Source organism: Candidatus Viridilinea mediisalina, assembly GCF_002532535.1.
GTDB classification, from domain to species: domain Bacteria; phylum Chloroflexota; class Chloroflexia; order Chloroflexales; family Chloroflexaceae; genus Viridilinea; species Viridilinea mediisalina.
Map to the genome: position 1 here is coordinate 32,472 of NZ_NQWI01000013.1, position 16,286 is coordinate 48,757.

At 58.5% G+C, this 16,286-nt stretch carries 10 protein-coding genes; 7 read left to right on the plus strand and 3 right to left on the minus strand.

Going from position 1 to position 16,286, the window contains the following annotated elements:
* Positions 1 to 57 precede the first annotated feature (57 nt).
* Positions 58 to 2,400: a hybrid sensor histidine kinase/response regulator gene (locus CJ255_RS04615; RefSeq protein WP_165774571.1), complete on the minus strand. Its 2,343-nt coding sequence runs from the start codon at positions 2,398 to 2,400 to the stop codon at positions 58 to 60.
* 149 nt (positions 2,401 to 2,549) lie between these two features.
* On the opposite strand from CJ255_RS04615, the gene CJ255_RS04620 reads away from it, so the two are divergent.
* Positions 2,550 to 3,596 (plus strand): CehA/McbA family metallohydrolase, encoded by a 1,047-nt coding sequence (locus tag CJ255_RS04620; RefSeq protein WP_097642922.1) that lies wholly within the window; start codon positions 2,550 to 2,552, stop codon positions 3,594 to 3,596.
* A gap of 163 nt (positions 3,597 to 3,759) precedes the next feature.
* On the opposite strand, the gene rpmB is transcribed toward CJ255_RS04620, so the two are convergent.
* The gene (rpmB, locus tag CJ255_RS04625; protein WP_097642923.1) at positions 3,760 to 3,948 is read right to left on the minus strand and encodes a 50S ribosomal protein L28; all 189 of its coding nucleotides are present in this window, start codon (positions 3,946 to 3,948) and stop codon (positions 3,760 to 3,762) included.
* A gap of 129 nt (positions 3,949 to 4,077) precedes the next feature.
* Between rpmB and CJ255_RS04630 the strand changes: the two genes are divergently transcribed.
* From CJ255_RS04630 to CJ255_RS04640, 3 genes are all read left to right on the plus strand, one after another.
* Positions 4,078 to 4,932, plus strand: coding sequence for a DegV family protein (locus CJ255_RS04630; RefSeq protein WP_097642924.1), 855 nt, complete (start codon positions 4,078 to 4,080; stop codon positions 4,930 to 4,932).
* A 15-nt stretch (positions 4,933 to 4,947) separates the two neighbouring features.
* On the plus strand, positions 4,948 to 7,575 hold the full coding sequence (gene recG, locus CJ255_RS04635) for an ATP-dependent DNA helicase RecG (protein WP_097642925.1): 2,628 nt from the start codon (positions 4,948 to 4,950) through the stop codon (positions 7,573 to 7,575).
* A 224-nt stretch (positions 7,576 to 7,799) separates the two neighbouring features.
* Entirely contained in the window at positions 7,800 to 9,086 is a 1,287-nt protein-coding gene (locus CJ255_RS04640; protein ID WP_097642926.1) for a hypothetical protein, read from the plus strand.
* A 74-nt stretch (positions 9,087 to 9,160) separates the two neighbouring features.
* Here the strand turns inward: CJ255_RS04640 and CJ255_RS04645 are convergent, their stop codons facing one another.
* Positions 9,161 to 9,526, minus strand: a complete 366-nt coding sequence (locus CJ255_RS04645) for a hypothetical protein (RefSeq protein ID WP_097642927.1) — start codon at positions 9,524 to 9,526, stop codon at positions 9,161 to 9,163.
* Here CJ255_RS04645 and CJ255_RS04650 point away from each other — a divergent pair, their 5' ends adjacent.
* From CJ255_RS04650 to metH, 3 genes are all read left to right on the plus strand, one after another.
* A complete protein-coding gene (locus CJ255_RS04650) occupies positions 9,527 to 11,725 on the plus strand; it encodes a heavy metal translocating P-type ATPase (protein WP_174714050.1) in 2,199 nt (732 codons plus the stop codon).
* 127 nt (positions 11,726 to 11,852) lie between these two features.
* Positions 11,853 to 12,374 (plus strand): adenine phosphoribosyltransferase, encoded by a 522-nt coding sequence (locus CJ255_RS04655; protein WP_097642928.1) that lies wholly within the window; start codon positions 11,853 to 11,855, stop codon positions 12,372 to 12,374.
* A 163-nt stretch (positions 12,375 to 12,537) separates the two neighbouring features.
* Positions 12,538 to 16,059, plus strand: a complete 3,522-nt coding sequence (gene metH, locus CJ255_RS04660; RefSeq protein WP_439100138.1) for a methionine synthase — start codon at positions 12,538 to 12,540, stop codon at positions 16,057 to 16,059.
* Positions 16,060 to 16,286 lie beyond the last annotated feature (227 nt).

The following is a 16,286-nucleotide window of genomic DNA, read 5'->3' on the forward strand; positions in this document are numbered from 1 at the left end:
CAGCTTTCCTATTTCCTACCCTTTCCTCTTTCCTACTTTCCTACCCTTTCCTCTTTCCTACCCTAAGAGTCGCACCATCTCAGCACGCAAGCCCCGTAGGCTGACAGGTTTGGCGATATATGCATTGGCCCCCGCTGCCATACAGCGTTCGCGGTCGCCCGGCATGGTGAGGGCAGTCAGCGCAATAATAGGGGTATCTTGCAAGCCATTGGCCCGTATGTGCCGCATCGCCTCTAGCCCGTCTAAGCATGGAATCTGGATATCCATCAGGATGATGCTTGGCTGGAGTGCGTTTGCCATATGGATCGCTGCGATGCCATCATGGGCAATGTGAAACGTGCAGCCCAGTTGATCAAGGTAATCGCTCATCACTGCGATATTTTCACTATGATCCTCGACCAACAGCACCAGTGGTGCTGGGTATAAGGGGGTAATCTGAGTTATCCCCTCCGCTGAACCATCAGGTTGGGGCGTTGCTTGGTCGGTGCTGGTACGCAATGAGCCGAACGTCATCTTGCGCCAAGGCAACAGCACCTCAAAACGACTTCCATGCCCCGGACTGCTCGTTAGGCTGATGCTGCCTTGGTGCAACTTGGTGAGCCGTAAGACCAGCGCCAAACCAAGTCCGCTACCACTATGCGTGCGGCTGAGCGAACTATCAATCTGGACAAAGGGCTGGAAGAGCCGCGCCTGATCATGGGTCGCAATCCCAATGCCCGTGTCCCACACCGTAAAGGTGACCCGCTCATGCTCAAGGTTGCCCTCCACCTCAAGGCCCACGCTGCCACCTTTGGGGGTAAACTTCACCGCATTACTCAGGAGGTTCACCAAGATCTGCTTGAGCCGCCGTGGATCAGCGATGATGTTGGTGACGGTAGGATCAAAATGGCTGCTCAGGGAGATCTGCTTACTCAATGCCAACTGCTTGACCATACGGATAACCGAGCGGCAGAGATCTTCCACCTCACACACTTCAGGGCTGATTTCCAGCTTGCCCGCTTCGACCTTGGAGAGATCGAGAATATCGTTAATCAGGCTGAGCAGGTGGCGTCCAGATTCTTCAATGCTCTGGATAGCGTGATCCTGGCGCGGTGTGAGGGTGCCATAGATCTGTTCACGCAGCAATTCAGAGCGGCCAAGGATGGCATTGAGCGGGGTACGCAATTCGTGGCTCATATTGGCCAAGAATTCGTCTTTGAGTTGCACCGCACGAGCCAATTCCTGGTTAGCCGCCCGCAAATCAGCGGTACGCTCGGTCACTCGTTGGGCCAAGAGCGCCCGTTCTTGTTCAAGGGCTGCCTCGGCCTGACGGCGCTCCTCGATCTCGCGCTGGCTCTGGGCAAAGAGTTGCGCATTGGCAATCGCAATGCCCGCCGAAGCGGCGAGCAACTCGGCGGTACGCACATGATCGGTACTGAAGCCCCATGGTTCGCTGTGATCAAGCGAAAAGAGCCCAATCAACTGCCCCTGAGCCAATAGTGGCACCCCAATCCAACAGCACACATGCTCGGTGCCAGGCAAGCGCACCCATTCTGGGTCCGCAGCCGTATCAGGAATAAAGACGGTTGCCTGTTGCTCGACCAAGCGCCGAATAGGGCCAACGGAGCGAATATCAAAGGGGAAGGTCCACAAGGATGTGCTATCTGTCCACGCATCATAGTGGCGCAGCGCCTTAATGCGAAAGCAATATTCATCGCTACGCAGCATAATATTGGCCGTATCGTAGGGTACCAACTCAGCCAAGGCATCAAGCAGCATGGTAAAGACCTCACTTGGATCAAGTGAGGTCGAGAGTGCCATGCCAATCGTATGCAGCCGCTCGGTAAAACGGCGTGCCTGTTGTTCGCGTTCAATCAGGCGGGTACAATGGACAGCCACTGCCAACTGGTTGCCAAGTGCAATGATCGTAGCGACCGCTTCAGCGTCGAAGGCGTTTGGTTCACGCGCCAAGAGCGCCAAGATGCCAATCTTCTTGCCTGCCAAGCTTAACGGCATACGCACAAACGAACGAATTGAGCGCAAACGCAACACATCAGCAAAGGCGCCCATGTAGTGCGCATAATCAACAAACGCTTCAACCTGTGCTTGGCCATAGGGAATTTCATCTAGCCGATCTTCAGGCGGAATTTGAAAACGCCGTCCAATTGGTGGCGGTGGCCCCAACGCATCGGCAGCGATCAGCGTAGCCGCCGTGCCGTCATCATCATCCAACAAGACCGCCGTATACTCACAAGGGATCATCTGGCGCAGACGCACAACCACATGCTGGGCAATCGCTTGTGGCGCTTCCAGCGATAAAATGGCGCGATCAATGTCACTGAGGATCGCGAGGCGCTCGGCATAACGTGCTAGTTGTTGATTGTGTACCTGCTCGCCTAGATTGTGGGGGCCATCTGCCATCGTGTGGTTCATTATGGTTCGGCAATCTGCAACCTGCAACCTGCAATCTGCAACCTGCAATCTGCAATCTGCAATCTGCAATCGTAACTGGTATTAGTGTAGCATATCATGGATTACCATGGCTATATTGTAGGAGTAAAAAAACAGTTATGGGCTACACCTTCTGCTACCCTGGTGCGCTCCACATTCATACCCGCTACTCCGATGGCACGGGCAGCTTTCCCGAAGTGATTGCTGCCGCTCGGGCTGCTGGGTTGCGCTGGATCATTGTCACCGATCACGATACTCAAGCAGGAGCGAGCTTTGCCGGTTGGCACAATGGCCTGCTCGTCATTGTGGGCCACGAGATTACGCCTGAGCACAACCATTTCCTCGCCTTGGGCCTCAACACGGTTGTGGATCCATGTCTGCCGCCTCAAGCATTTCTTGATCAGGTCTATGCCCAAGGGGGCTTTGGGATCATTGCCCACCCCGATGAGCGCGTGGCCAACCGGTTCAAAGAGATTTACCGCTGGGATGATTGGCAGATTGACGGCCCTACGCAGCGCGAAGGGTGCAGCGTCGGGCTTGAACTCTGGAACCTGATGAGCGATTGGAGCGAAAACCTTACCTCGCGCAACCGTGTCCTCAACTATTTCGTGCCCACCCTCGGACTAAGCGGCCCCACTCCGGCGACCCTCGCTTGGTGGGATCGCCTCAATATGAGCGGGCGGCGCACCTTCGGGGTAGGTGGGGTAGATGCCCATGCGTTCAAGTACGCGGTGCCGTGGGGCGAGGTTGAGATCTTCCCGTACCGTTGGCTCTTTAGAACGCTGACCAACTATCTGCTGCTGCACGAGCCGTTCAGCAGTGATGCAACCACGGCCACCGCCCAGGTCTATGCAGCACTAGGGCAGGGCCGCAGCTACTTCATCAATCGGCTGGAGGCCAGTGCGCCACCGCTGCTCTTTAGTGCCACGCGGGGCAGCGAGTGGTACGGCATGGGCGACAGCGCTACGCTTGGGCCAGGGCCGCTCACCATCAGCGCCGATGTGGGCCAGCGTGCCGACGTGCGCCTCATTGCTAATGGCAAGGCGATTGCCACGGCGCGACGCCAACTCCACCTGCGCATCACCACTCCTGCCGTCTATCGCCTCGAAGCCTATCTTGGGGCTAGAGCCTGGCTCTTTAGTAATCCGATCTATGTGACGGCCTAATGCCTGTAGAGGGGCGGGGGGAAACCTAGTTACCCCCCAACTTCGTATTGCACCCCGCGCCCCCTTCCGTTATAATGGCTCCCAGTTATGCGAGTTCGCGTAGGATAGCAAAAGGCCAGGGTTGTGACAACCCTGGCCGCCCTTCCACTCAAGCAAAAACCGTCTACCCTTGGGGTTTCATTAACGTGCGGATACACTGGGTACACATCCGTACCTGTACCGAAGAACCATCATGGTTGATAATGGTCTTCTTCTGCAGGTTCGGACGCCACATGCGGTTGGTGCGGCGCTTCGAGAAGCTAACGTTATGGCCAAAGGAAGGCCCTTTACCGCACATCTGACACTTTGCCATAGCAGACAAACTCCAACATCATTATATTGCACTATCTCCGCGCAACTATACCATACACTAACCTCTTTGGCAAACTCTTTGGTCACCATACCGCTTTGGTATGTGTGTACCCCCTACTAGGTTTTTTCGATGGCGAAGATTACGATTGTGACCGATAGCTCGTCCGATATCGATCCTGAGCTGGCTGCTGAACTTGGGATTGAGGTTGTTCCTGTCTTGGCTGAAGTTGATGGTAAGGTGTATCGCGTTGGTATTGATCTGAATGATGATCAAATCTATGAATTGATGGCGACCGGGCAGAATCGGGTGCAGATCAAGGCACCCTCTTCAGCAGCTTTCGAGCAAATCTATCGGCGCTTAATTGGCGATGTGGACTATGTCTTTTCGATGCACTTGGGTGCGCGTCTCGGTTCACTTCATGCCAATGCGGCGGCGGCCAAGAGCCGCTTACCGGCTAGTACCACCCGGCTTGAGGTCATTGATAGTAAATCGGCATCCTATGGCCTTGGCTCGATTGCCGTTGCGGCAGCCCAAGCCGCCCGGGCGGGGGTTCCGCCCGATGATTTGAGTCGTATGATCCATGCGACCATCCGCCATACCCATGTGGTCTTTTTTGTGGATACGATGGAACACCTTGAGGCGAGTGGTCGCTTGACCATTGCGGCCTCGGTGCTTGGTTCCATGCAGCGCATTAAGCCGCTCATGATTCTTGATGAGGGCGAGATTGTGCCCTATGAGCGCACCCGTACCCGTGCGAAAGCGATTGAAGGTCTCTTTACCTTTGTCGAAGATTTTCCGCGTGTGAAAGAAGTGACCGTTCTCTATGTCACGTCGCCCGAAGATGTCGAGAAGTTGCTCGATAAGCTCGATCCCATTTTCCCCCGTGATCGTGTGCGTGTTGCTCGCTTTGGGCCATCCATCGCTATCCACTTGGGCCCCGGCGCTATGGGGGTCGCGGTCTTTGAAGGTCTTGATGAAGGCTAATTCCTCGTTGTGACGATGCAGTATCGTGAACCAATCATTACCCTGGGGCGGGTCTTGGCCGCTGAACAGCGCGGTGGCTGTAAGGATCAGGCGACCGCCCAGGGGCTCGATCACTTCTTGGCTGACTGGCAGGCTGCCCATGGTGAGGCGTTGGCTGAACCGGCGGTGCGGAGTGCCCTTGAACTGCTGACCGACTACCGTGCGCAGACGCTCTCTGCGCGCTATACCCACATCCAACGGGCAATTACGGGTCTGCGGGCGCTCTTTCGCCCGGCTCAGCAGCCCACTCCATCTGCAGCGCTTGCGCTTGAACATGAGGTTGCGCCGCGTGCTGATGCTCCAAGCCCCCCACACACCACGCAGCAGGCTGACGCATCCCCGCCACCACCTAAAACGAGAACCCGCAAGCCAAAAACGAGGACAAGCGCTGCCCCGCTTGATCCGAAGCCAGCCTTTGATCTCGAATTGAGCGATGGGCTTGAACGGGTACCGGGCCTCAGTCGTACTGATATTAACGCCTTCAAACGGCTGGGGCTGCGTACCGTGGAAGATCTGCTCTACCACTTTCCCCATCGCTACGATGACTTTTCGCAGCAGCAGGGGATTGCTCATCTCGTCGTGGGTAGTAGCGTGACGATTGTGGGCGAAATCACTGATGTGCAACTGCGTGGTGGCCCGCGCCCCCGCGTGGAGGTGGTGGTTAGTGATGAGAGCGGTTCGATCAAAGCGGTCTACTTCAACCAGCCTTGGCTGATGAAGCAGCTTACGGTGGGGCGGATGATTACGCTTAGTGGCAAGGTTTCGACCTTCAATGGCCTGCGCCAACTCACCTCACCCGCTTGGGAACCCTACATGCCCGATGTGGAGTCGCTCCATACTGGGCGTTTAGTGCCGGTGCATCCGCTCACCAAGGGGCTGATTGAGCGCAATGCCCGCGCCGCAATTAAACTGGTGGTTGATGCGGTCACGCCGAAGGTGCCCGACTATCTGCCCGCAGCGGTGCGAACCCGCCGCAACCTGCTGCCCCTGGGCAGCGCATTGGCCCAGATCCACTACCCCGCCGATGCGGCTCAGATGCAGCGTGCCCGCGAACGCCTCGGCTTCGATGAGTTCCTCTTTATTCAACTCGGTGTGGTGCAGCGCAAGCTGCTCTGGCAGGGCGAATTGGGCTACCAATTGCGCTTTATGCCCGAACTGCACGCCGAACTGCAACAACAACTGCCCTTCAGTCTTACCGCAGCGCAACGCCGCTCGCTCGACGAAATCTTTGGCGATATGGCCCACCCCAAACCAATGGCGCGCCTGCTGCAAGGCGATGTTGGTTCAGGCAAGACGGTTGTCGCGGCGGCTGCGCTGCTGCAGGCCATCGGCAACGGCTTCCAAGGGGCGCTCATGGCCCCTACGGAAATCTTGGCTGAACAGCACTACAAGGGGCTGAAGCAACTCTTAGGCCGCGTGGCCGTGCCGCGCAGTGCCGCCCAAGCCTCCGACGAGAACGCATGGCAAGCCGAGCTTGACCCCGAAGAGGCGGCCCGTCTCGCTGAGATCAAGGCCATCCTGGGCATGAGTGAAGCCGATGACATGGAGGGCAAAGGGGTGCGTGTCGCGCTGCTCACTGGCAGCCTGGGCGCCCGCGAACGCCGCCGCGTGCTAGAGGGTATTGCCAAGGGCGACATTGATCTCGTTGTAGGCACCCATGCACTGATCACCGAAAGCGTGCGCTTCCATGCCCTCGGCCTCGTAGTGGTAGATGAACAGCACCGCTTTGGGGTTGAACAGCGCCAACGCCTGCGCGATAAGGGCTTCAACCCGCATCTGCTGGTCATGACCGCTACGCCTATTCCGCGCACGCTGACCATGACGATCTACGGCGATCTCGACACCTCGCTGCTCGATGAGTTGCCGCCGGGCCGCCAGGCGATTCGCACGCGCTGGGTGCGTAAGCGCGAACGCGACAAGGCGTATCGCCACGTTCGCCGCGAGGTTGAAAAGGGGCGTCAAGTCTTTGTCATCTGCCCGCTTGTTGAAGAGAGCGAGACGCTGGATCTGCCCTCGGCTGAGGAGATGTACGAGCAGTTGCAAGGCACGATCTTCCCCGATCTGCGCGTCACACTGCTGCACGGACGCATGCTGCCGCGTGAAAAGGACGAAGTGATGGTCGCTTTTCGTGAGCGCCAGTACGACATCCTTGTTGCCACGTCGGTCATTGAGGTAGGTATAGACATCCCCAACGCCTCAACGATCATCATTGAAGGCGCAGAGCGTTTTGGCCTCGCCCAGTTGCACCAGTTTCGCGGGCGGGTCGGGCGCGGCCAACACCAGAGCTACTGCATCCTGATTAGCGATAAAGACGACAACGAGGCAACCAAGCAGCGCCTCGAAGCTATGGAAGCCTCTACCGACGGCTTCAAGCTCGCTGAGATTGACCTGAATCTACGTGGCCCCGGCGAATTCTTTGGCACACGCCAAAGCGGCACACCCGACCTCAAGATCGCCGGGCTGACCGACACACGCCTGTTGCACGCCGCCCGCGAAGAGGCGGTTGCGATCCTTGAGGCCGACCTGCAACTAGCCCAAGCCGAGCATGCGCTGCTGCGCCAGAAGGTTGAAGCCTTCTGGGCTGAAGCAGCGAAAGCTGGCTAAGGCATGCCTCAGCCCTATCTCCTATCTCCTATCTCCTATTTCCTATTTCCTATTTCCTATCTCCTATCTCCTATTTCCTATCTCCTGCTTCCCTTCCCTCTCTAGCCTTGACATTCACTCATGTGTAAAGCTATCATGAGGATCAATAAGGCAACATTGCAGCATAGACATGGTGCTTTTGCTTTACGGTTTGTAGTAGACTCTTGATATGCGCGGAGGTCTCTATGGCCCATAGCTTCAGGTTCGCTGCGCTCAAAAGCGCACTGGCGTTGATCGTAGTAACCACATTGCTGTTGAGCGCCCTTCCGGTTCAGGTTCAGGCCCAAACCGATGAGCGCTTCTTTCCCGAGACAGGCCACAGTATCAGGGGCGGATTTCGGGCCTTCTGGGAGGCTAATGGTTCGATTCCTAACTTTGGCTTCCCCATCACCCCCGAGTATCAAGGCCCCAATGGGCGCATCATCCAGTGGTTTGAACGGGCACGCTTTGAGTTGGTGACTGAAGGCGGCCAGAGTCGCGTTGAGCTTGGTAACTTGGGGCTTGAGTTTACCCAGGGTCGGGTCTTCCCCAAGGTGCCGCCAATTGAGAACTCAGAGAATTTCCGCTATATCCCTCAGACACAGCATATTATCAAATTTGGCTTCAAAGAGATTTGGGAGACGCGCGGTGCCGAGCGCATTTTTGGCTACCCGATTAGCGAAGAGATCCAAGAGGTTCTCGATAATGGCGAGTGGCATACGGTTCAGTACTTCGAGAAGGCACGCTTCGAGTATTGGCCTGAGCTGCCCCCCGGCCAGCGTGTGCTGATTAGCCACCTTGGCCGTCGTTTGGCTCCGACGCAACTCCCCGAAAGCGGCCCGCCCCCACCGCCCTCTCCGCTCGGCGAGTTGATCCACGACCAACTGCCCCGCCAGGGCGATGCCTTCATTATGCCGCTGGCCGCACCTCCAGGTGAACCCTTCTTGCTCTATGGGGCTGGCTTTGACCCCAATGAGCGGATTAGCGCATGGCTGACCAATGCTGAGGGTGAGAGTATCCCCCTTGATCATGAATGGGTAGAACGTGACGAGGATACGGCATGGCTTGGGTTTGACACCACTGATCTGCCCGAGGGCAATTATATCGCGGTGATGCAGGGCACAAGCAGTGAAACGGTTGCGGCGGCCCATTTCCGCCTAACCCGCGCCTTTGTTGCTGGGCCAGGTACACCCCGTCCTGCCAACATGAATGGCAATGCTACCCCGGCTGAGGTCAACCCGGGCACCCGCGTGCGCATCACGGGCCATGGCTTGCGGCCTAACGAAATGGTTGAGCAGTGGCTGACGGAACCCGATGGCTCCTATGTCCTGATGTTTGTCGGCGATCAAGCCGATGCTTCCGGGCAGATTGGGGTACAGTCTGAAGCGATCTTCTGGGTACCTGAAGATTCATTGCCCGGCGTCTATGGTATTCATATGCGCGGCCTCGAGAGTGGGGCACGCATTAGTGTCTACTTTACAGTTGTGCGCTAAGAGAAGGATACAGAAACGAGAAAATAGGAAATAGGTTTTCTGAAGCCTCAGCCCTATTTCCTATTTCCTTGCGCTTACAACCCAAGCCCGTTCTTGCCATCGCGCTTGGCCATGGTGTCGAAGGCCCACAAGCAGAGGAAGGCGGCACAGAGGCCCGCCATTGCGACATTGCTGAAGGTTGCGGCGTTCAGGCCGAAGCTCTGTGCGCCAATGAGACGAGCAACGTTGCCCAAGGGGGCAAGCATGCCCAACAACGCTACCACGCCTGCCCCCAGAATGGCCGTGTTGCCAACCTCTGGACGACGGGCGAGTAATCCTGCGATCAACATGAGTAGCCCAAAGATGGCTGGGATGGCGGCAGTGCCCGCTCCGGTAGCGATCCATCCCCCCACGCCTAAGACGATCAGTGCGGTACCAAGCCAAGTCGAGATACTAGCCATATGCTCTCTCCACAAACAGAAGGCGAACCAACCAACACGGCAGCAGTAGTATACCCGAATTGTGATGACTTTCGCAACCACGCTGGCTTGCAGACGCTGGAATTACGGGTTGTGGGTATGGATTGCGCCGAATGTGCGCACCATGTCCAGACGGCCCTAGCCGCACTGCCTGGTGTCGCAGAGGTGCAGGTATTGCTGGCTGCCGAAAAGGCTTTGGTGCGCCTCGATCCGCAGTCTGTGGATCGCCAGACCCTCGCGCAAGCGGTGGAGGCGGCTGGCTATCATGTACCGACCGATGCAACCCAACACGCGCCCAATGCCCCCCCGCACCATGGGCCCAACGTTGCCAACCAAGTCCTGACCCTCTTTGGTTTGGTCTTTGGTGCTGTCCTGCTCGTGGTAGTCCTTGGCGAGTGGCTTGGTCTCTTTGCTGCACTCACTGCTCAAGTACCCTTTTGGCTTGGCGCTGCGCTCGTTATCCTCGCGGGCTGGTCGCTCTTTGCCAATGTTCTGCGCGCCGCTCGACGTGGTCAGGTGCTGGCCCATACCCTGATGAGCCTGGGCGCTCTTGCGGCCCTCGTGGTTGGCGAATGGCCCACTGCTGCCGTGGTGGTCTTCTTTATGCGTATTGGTGAGTATGCCGAACAGTTCACCGCTGCACGAGCCCGCCGTGCCGTGCGTAACCTGACGGCCCTTGCACCGCAACAGGCTCGGATTGAACGCGAGGGCACAACGTTCATGCTGCCGCTCCATGAAGTTCAACCCGGCGATCTCGTGATTGTGCGTCCTGGTGAACAAATCCCGGTGGATGGTGAGGTGCTTACGGGCCAAGCTACGGTCAATCAAGCTGCGATCACGGGCGAGAGTATGCCTATCGAAGCTATGCCCGGAACCCCCGTCTTTGCCGCAAGCATCATTCAGTTTGGGAGCCTGCGTCTGCGTGCGACGCGCATTGGGGCCGATAGTACCTTCGGTAAGGTGATTCGCCTGGTTGAAGAGGCCGAGACTCATCGGGCTGAGGTGCAACGCCTCGCCGACCGCTTTTCAGCCTGGTACCTGCCGGTGGTCATTCTGGTTGCGCTGCTGACCTTTATCCTGCGCGGCGATGCACTGGCGACCGCTGCCGTGCTTGTGGTTGCCTGCTCGTGTGCGTTTGCGTTGGCCACGCCCATTGCGATGCTCGCTAGTATCGGTGCTGCCGCCAAGCATGGGCTGATGATCAAAGGTGGCAAGTATATTGAACAACTGGCACGCGCAGATCTGCTGTTGGTAGATAAGACCGGGACACTCACGTTAGGTCGTCCGCAGCTTACCGATGTGTTGCCGCTGGCTACTTGGAGCAGCGACGAACTGCTTGCGCTCGCCGCCGCTGCTGAAGAGGGCAGTGAACATCCCTTGGCTGAGGCGGTACGCCACGCGGCCCACGCACGCGGTTTGCAGGTGCCAGAGGCCGCGCATTTCAGTGCTATTCCTGGCCAAGGGGTACGGGCCATCGTCTCAGGTCAGCAGATCGCGGTTGGCAACGCCCGCATGCTGCAACGCTTACCGCCTGAGATTGGCAACGAGCTCGCAACTCAGGGTAAGAGCCTGCTCTATGTTACGATTGACGGTCAGCTTGCGGGCCTGCTCGCTGCCGCCGATACCTTGCGCCCTGAAGTCGCCGCTGCCCTAGAGCGCGCCCGTGGCTTGGGGATCAAACGGATCGAGATGCTCACCGGCGACAACGCAGCGGTCGCGGCAACCCTTGCAAACGAGCTAACAATAGACTATCGGGCCGATCTTTTGCCCGAAGACAAAATCGCCGCAGTGCAAGCCTACCAAGCCGAAGGCTACACGGTCGTGATGGTTGGCGATGGGGTGAATGATGCCCCCGCCCTGGCTCAGGCCGACATCGGCATCGCCATGGGTGCAGCAGGCAGCGACATTGCACTCGAAGCGGCCCACATCACGCTCATGCGCGACGATTGGCGGCTCGTGCCACAAGCCCTTGCCATCGCCCAACGCACCATGGGCGTGATCCGGCTCAACTTGGGCTTCACCGCCGCCTACAATCTGATCGGCCTGAGCCTCGCGGCAAGCGGCATTCTGCCCCCAATGCTCGCCGCAGCCGCCCAGTCGCTACCCGACCTCGGCATTCTTGCCAACTCCTCGCGGCTATTGAAATGGCGCGAAGAGAGAGGATGGTATAATGGCCCCTGAGGGATGGTTTGTAACCACGTTACCATTTGCGAGGACGCGAGGATGCGTGAGGCGAAGCTCTCGCCGCTTCGCCTCACGCATCCTCGCAAGATGGTAAAGCAACCGTTGTGCCCTTCACGGAGGTGTTATGTCCCAGCTTGATCTCGCGAGCCTTGTACGGAACATTCCTGACTTTCCGCAGCCCGGTATTCAGTTCAAAGACATTACAACGTTGATTGGCAACGGCCCAGCGTTCCAGCAGGTTATTGACAGTTTGGTGGATCGCTACAGTGGCATGCAACTTGATGCCATCGTTGGGGTGGAGTCGCGGGGCTTTATCTTTGGTGCGCCCCTCGCCCTGCGCCTCGGTTTGGGCCTGGTGCCGGTGCGGAAGCCCGGTAAGCTGCCCGCCGATACCTTCCAGATCGAGTATTCCCTTGAGTATGGCACCAATAAGCTCGAAATCCACCGCGATGCGCTCAATGCCGGTGCCCGCGTCGTCGTCGTTGATGATCTGCTTGCTACCGGCGGAACGATTGAAGCCACCGCCAAGCTGGTTGAGCAAGCCGGCGGCAGTATCGTTGAGATGGCCTTCGTGATTGAGTTGGCTTTCCTCAATGGGCGCGAGAAGCTCGCGCCCCATAGTGTCTTTTCGTTGATCCAATATTAATTTTTTTGTTCCGTTTTTGCGGCAAAGCCGCAAAAACGGAACAAAATTTTTGCGGGAGAGGCGTAGCCTCCCACCCCCCCAAAGGAGATTCATCAGCGTGAGTGAGCCTCAGTCCCCCTACCTTGCGGCGTTGCGCCAGCGTGTGTTGCTTTTTGATGGTGCGATGGGCACCAGTATTGATACGTTCGATCTTTCAGTGGAAGATTATGGTGGTGAACAGACGTTTGGAAATCGGGATTATTTAGCCCATACGCGCCCCGATGTGATTGCGGCGATCCACGCTTCGTTCTTTGAGGCTGGGGCTGATGTGGTTGAAACGAATACCTTCCAGTCTTCGCGTATGCGCCTTGAGGAGTGGGGGCTGGCTGAGCGGACGATGGAGTTGAACCGTGAGGCTGCTGCGTTGGCGCGTGGGGTTGCCGACCGCTTTGCAGCGCAGGATGGTCGCCCCCGTTTTGTCGCGGGTTCGCTTGGGCCGACCGGCAAGCTGCCTTCCTCTGATGATCCCGCCCTCTCTGATATTACCTTCGCTGAACTGAGTGAGGTCTTTCGTGAGCAGGCGGTTGGCCTGATCATGGGTGGCGTGGATGTGCTCTTGGTTGAGACTTCGGTTGACATCCTGGAGGTGAAGGCGGCAATTGATGGCATCCGCCGCGCCAAGGAGGAGTTGCAACGCCCCGATGTGGCGGTGCAGGCGCAGGTCTTCCTCGATCTCTCTGGGCGTATGCTGCTTGGCACCGATGTGGCCTCGTTCCTCGCTACGCTTGAGGCGTTGCCGATTGATCTGATTGGTCTCAATTGTTCCACCGGCCCTGAACACATGCGGAGCGCGATTGAGTATCTCACCAGCCATGCGCGCAAGCTCGTCTCCTGTCTGCCCAATGCTGGCCTGCCGCTCGAAGTGGACGGACGCACGGTCTATCCGATGGAACCGGAGCCCTTTGCGCGCATTCTGGGTGAGTTTGTGCGCGAGTATGGCGTGGCCGTGGTTGGTGGTTGCTGTGGCACGACGCCCGCCCATATTGCGCGGTTGCGCCAAGAGTTGGGTGATGCTTGCGCCCCAAAGCCGCGTCAGATCGCCTACCAGCCGAGTGCTTCCTCCGGTATTCGTGCCGCCGCGCTGCGCCAGGATGGTACGCTGACCATGATTGGCGAGCGCGTCAATACCCTTGGCTCGCGTAAGGTCAAACGGCTGCTGCTCAACGATGATTACGACGGTGTGCTTGAGGTGGCCCGCGAACAGGTGGATAGCGGCGCCCACATGCTCGATGTCTGTGTTGCGATGACCGAACGCAGCGATGAGCGTGAGCAGATGGTGCGCTTGATTAAGCAGCTCACAATGAATATTGAGCTGCCGCTCGTGATTGATACGACTGAACCAGAGGTACTGGAAGCGGCCTTGGCGATGTATCCGGGCCGCGCTGTGGTCAACTCCGTCTCGCTTGAAGGCGGGCGCGGGGCCAAGATCGATCAGGTGTTGCCGCTGGTGGCGCGTTACGGCGCGGCGACGGTGGCGATGACGATTGATGAAGCGGGCATGACCCACACCCGCGAGCGTAAGCTGGAGGTGGCTCAACGCATCGCCCAGATCGCCCACACCGAGTATGGCCTGCCCGCCGAAGCGCTGATCTTCGATGTGCTCACCTTCCCGCTTACCACCGGCCAAGAGGAGCTACGCGGTGCTGCGGTTGAGACCATCGAAGGCATTCGGTTGGTAAAGCAGCAGATTCCGGGCTGCTTCACGACTCTCGGCGTGAGCAACCTGAGCTTTGGGGTCGCGCCCCATGCCCGCGCTACACTCAACTCGGTCTTTCTCTACCACGCTGCCGCCGCTGGTCTCGATAGCGCGATCATCAATCCGGCCCATATCACCGCCTACGCCCAGATTCCCGCTGAAGAGGTGGAACTCTGCGAAGACCTGATCTTCAACCGGCGCGAAGATGCCTTGGCGCGCTTCATCAGCCACTTTGAGCAGCACGGCGCTACGAAAGAGACGGAGCGGATTGATCCGACGGCGGGGCTCAGTGTGGACGAGCGGTTGCACTGGAAGATTCTCAACCGCAAGAAGGAGGGCATCGAGCCCGATATTGATCTTGCCGTGGCCCAGCGCATGGGACTTGAGCAAGCGGACGATCTTGCCGCCGCGATCCTGGCGGCAGGCAGCAACGCCACCACGCCCAAAGGCGAAGCGGCGGTGGCGGTACTCAACAATGTACTGCTGCCCGCAATGAAGCAGGTGGGCGACCTCTTCGGCGCGGGGCAACTGATTCTGCCCTTCGTACTCCAATCGGCGGAGGTAATGAAGCGAGCGGTGGCGCGCCTCGAACAGTACCTCGACAAACTCGAAGGCAGCACCAAAGGCAAAGTGGTACTCGCCACCGTCTACGGCGACGTTCACGATATTGGCAAGAACCTCGTGCAGACCATTCTGGTCAATAATGGCTACACCGTCTACGACTTGGGCAAACAGGTGCCGATCAACACGATCATCGAGAAGGCGCTTGAGGTAGGCGCGGATGCGATTGGGCTCTCGGCGCTCTTGGTCAGCACCAGCAAACAGATGCCCCTCTGCGTGCAGGAGTTGCACAAGCGCGGCCTCAGCTTCCCGGTACTGATTGGCGGTGCGGCGATCAACCGGCAGTATGGCCAGCGCATCAGCTTTGTGGGTGAGGAAGCAGCCTACGAAGCGGGCGTCTTCTACTGCAAAGATGCCTTTGAGGGGCTTGAGACCATGGATCGCCTGAGCGATCCTGAGCAGCGGGCACAGTTTGTTCATGCCACACTGAGCGAAGCGGCCAATGCGCTCAACCGCCGCCCCACCGGGCGGGTCGCGCTAGAGGCATTGGGCCAAGCCAGCATGGGGGCCAACGACGTGCGCTCCAACGTAAGCCGCGACATTGCGGTGCCCACGCCGCCCTTCTGGGGGGCGCAAGCAACCCAACGCATCCGCCTCGACGACATTGTGGCCTGCCTGGATCGCAACGCGCTCTACCGCCTGCAATGGGGCGCAAAGAATGCCAAGGGTGAAGAATGGGAGCGGCTCAAGGCCGAGTTTGAGCTCAAGGTGCGCGAGCTCATGCGCGAGGCCGAGCGTGAGGGCTGGTTGGAGCCCAAAGTGGCCTACGGCTACTTCCCGGTGCAATCGGCGGGCCACGACCTAATCGTCTACGATCCTGCCGAGCGCAGCCGCGAACTGACCCGCTTCAGCTTCCCGCGCCAGCCCGAACGGGAACGGCTCTGTCTGAGCGACTACTTCCGCAGCGTCGAGAGTGGTGAGTATGATGTCGCCGCCTTCCAGGTGGTGACCATGGGCCAGCGCATAGACGAAGTGACCGCCGCGCTCCAGAACGAAGGCGACTACAGCCGGGGCTACTTCATCCACGGGCTGGGCGTCAGCCTCGCCGAAGCGCTGGCCGAGCAGACCAACCGGGTCGTGCGGCAGAGCCTGGGCTTAGGCCCAAACCGGGGCAAACGCTACTCGTGGGGCTACCCGGCCTGCCCCGATCTCGCAGAGCACACCAAACTCTTCGCGATCCTACCAGTCGAACAGATCGGCATGAGCCTCACCAGCGCCTTCCAACTGATCCCCGAACAGAGCACCGCCGCCATCGTCGTACACCACCCCGAAGCCAAATACTTCAGCATCGGCAGCGTCGCCGAGCGGGCGGAGGGGGATGTGGTGTGATGCCATTTCAGATTGTAGATTGTAGATTGTAGATTGCCGGAGAGGATGGCAACGCTGCCACCACGCTCCACCTGGCGGGTCTGAGGTGCCAAGGGCCCATGATTGGTGTGTAAAGGGTTTTTGACGCGCTCCAATGAACCAAGAGCAATGCACCTGACCTAGCAGGTGGGGCGCGTGCAGCCGCTCGTGGTACCCAAAGAGCCTTCCGCGCCGCACCTGCTAGGTCT

Excerpts from the sequence above, each read along its gene's own strand:
- CJ255_RS04615 (WP_165774571.1), bottom strand. The coding sequence starts at position 2,400 with ATGGCAGATGGCCCCCACAATCTAGGCGAGCAGGTACACAATCAACAA.
- CJ255_RS04620 (WP_097642922.1), top strand. The coding sequence starts at position 2,550 with ATGGGCTACACCTTCTGCTACCCTGGTGCGCTCCACATTCATACCCGC.
- rpmB (WP_097642923.1), bottom strand. The coding sequence starts at position 3,948 with ATGGCAAAGTGTCAGATGTGCGGTAAAGGGCCTTCCTTTGGCCATAAC.
- CJ255_RS04630 (WP_097642924.1), top strand. The coding sequence starts at position 4,078 with ATGGCGAAGATTACGATTGTGACCGATAGCTCGTCCGATATCGATCCT.
- recG (WP_097642925.1), top strand. The coding sequence starts at position 4,948 with ATGCAGTATCGTGAACCAATCATTACCCTGGGGCGGGTCTTGGCCGCT.
- CJ255_RS04640 (WP_097642926.1), top strand. The coding sequence starts at position 7,800 with ATGGCCCATAGCTTCAGGTTCGCTGCGCTCAAAAGCGCACTGGCGTTG.
- CJ255_RS04645 (WP_097642927.1), bottom strand. The coding sequence starts at position 9,526 with ATGGCTAGTATCTCGACTTGGCTTGGTACCGCACTGATCGTCTTAGGC.
- CJ255_RS04650 (WP_174714050.1), top strand. The coding sequence starts at position 9,527 with ATGCTCTCTCCACAAACAGAAGGCGAACCAACCAACACGGCAGCAGTA.
- CJ255_RS04655 (WP_097642928.1), top strand. The coding sequence starts at position 11,853 with ATGTCCCAGCTTGATCTCGCGAGCCTTGTACGGAACATTCCTGACTTT.
- metH (WP_439100138.1), top strand. The coding sequence starts at position 12,538 with ATGGGCACCAGTATTGATACGTTCGATCTTTCAGTGGAAGATTATGGT.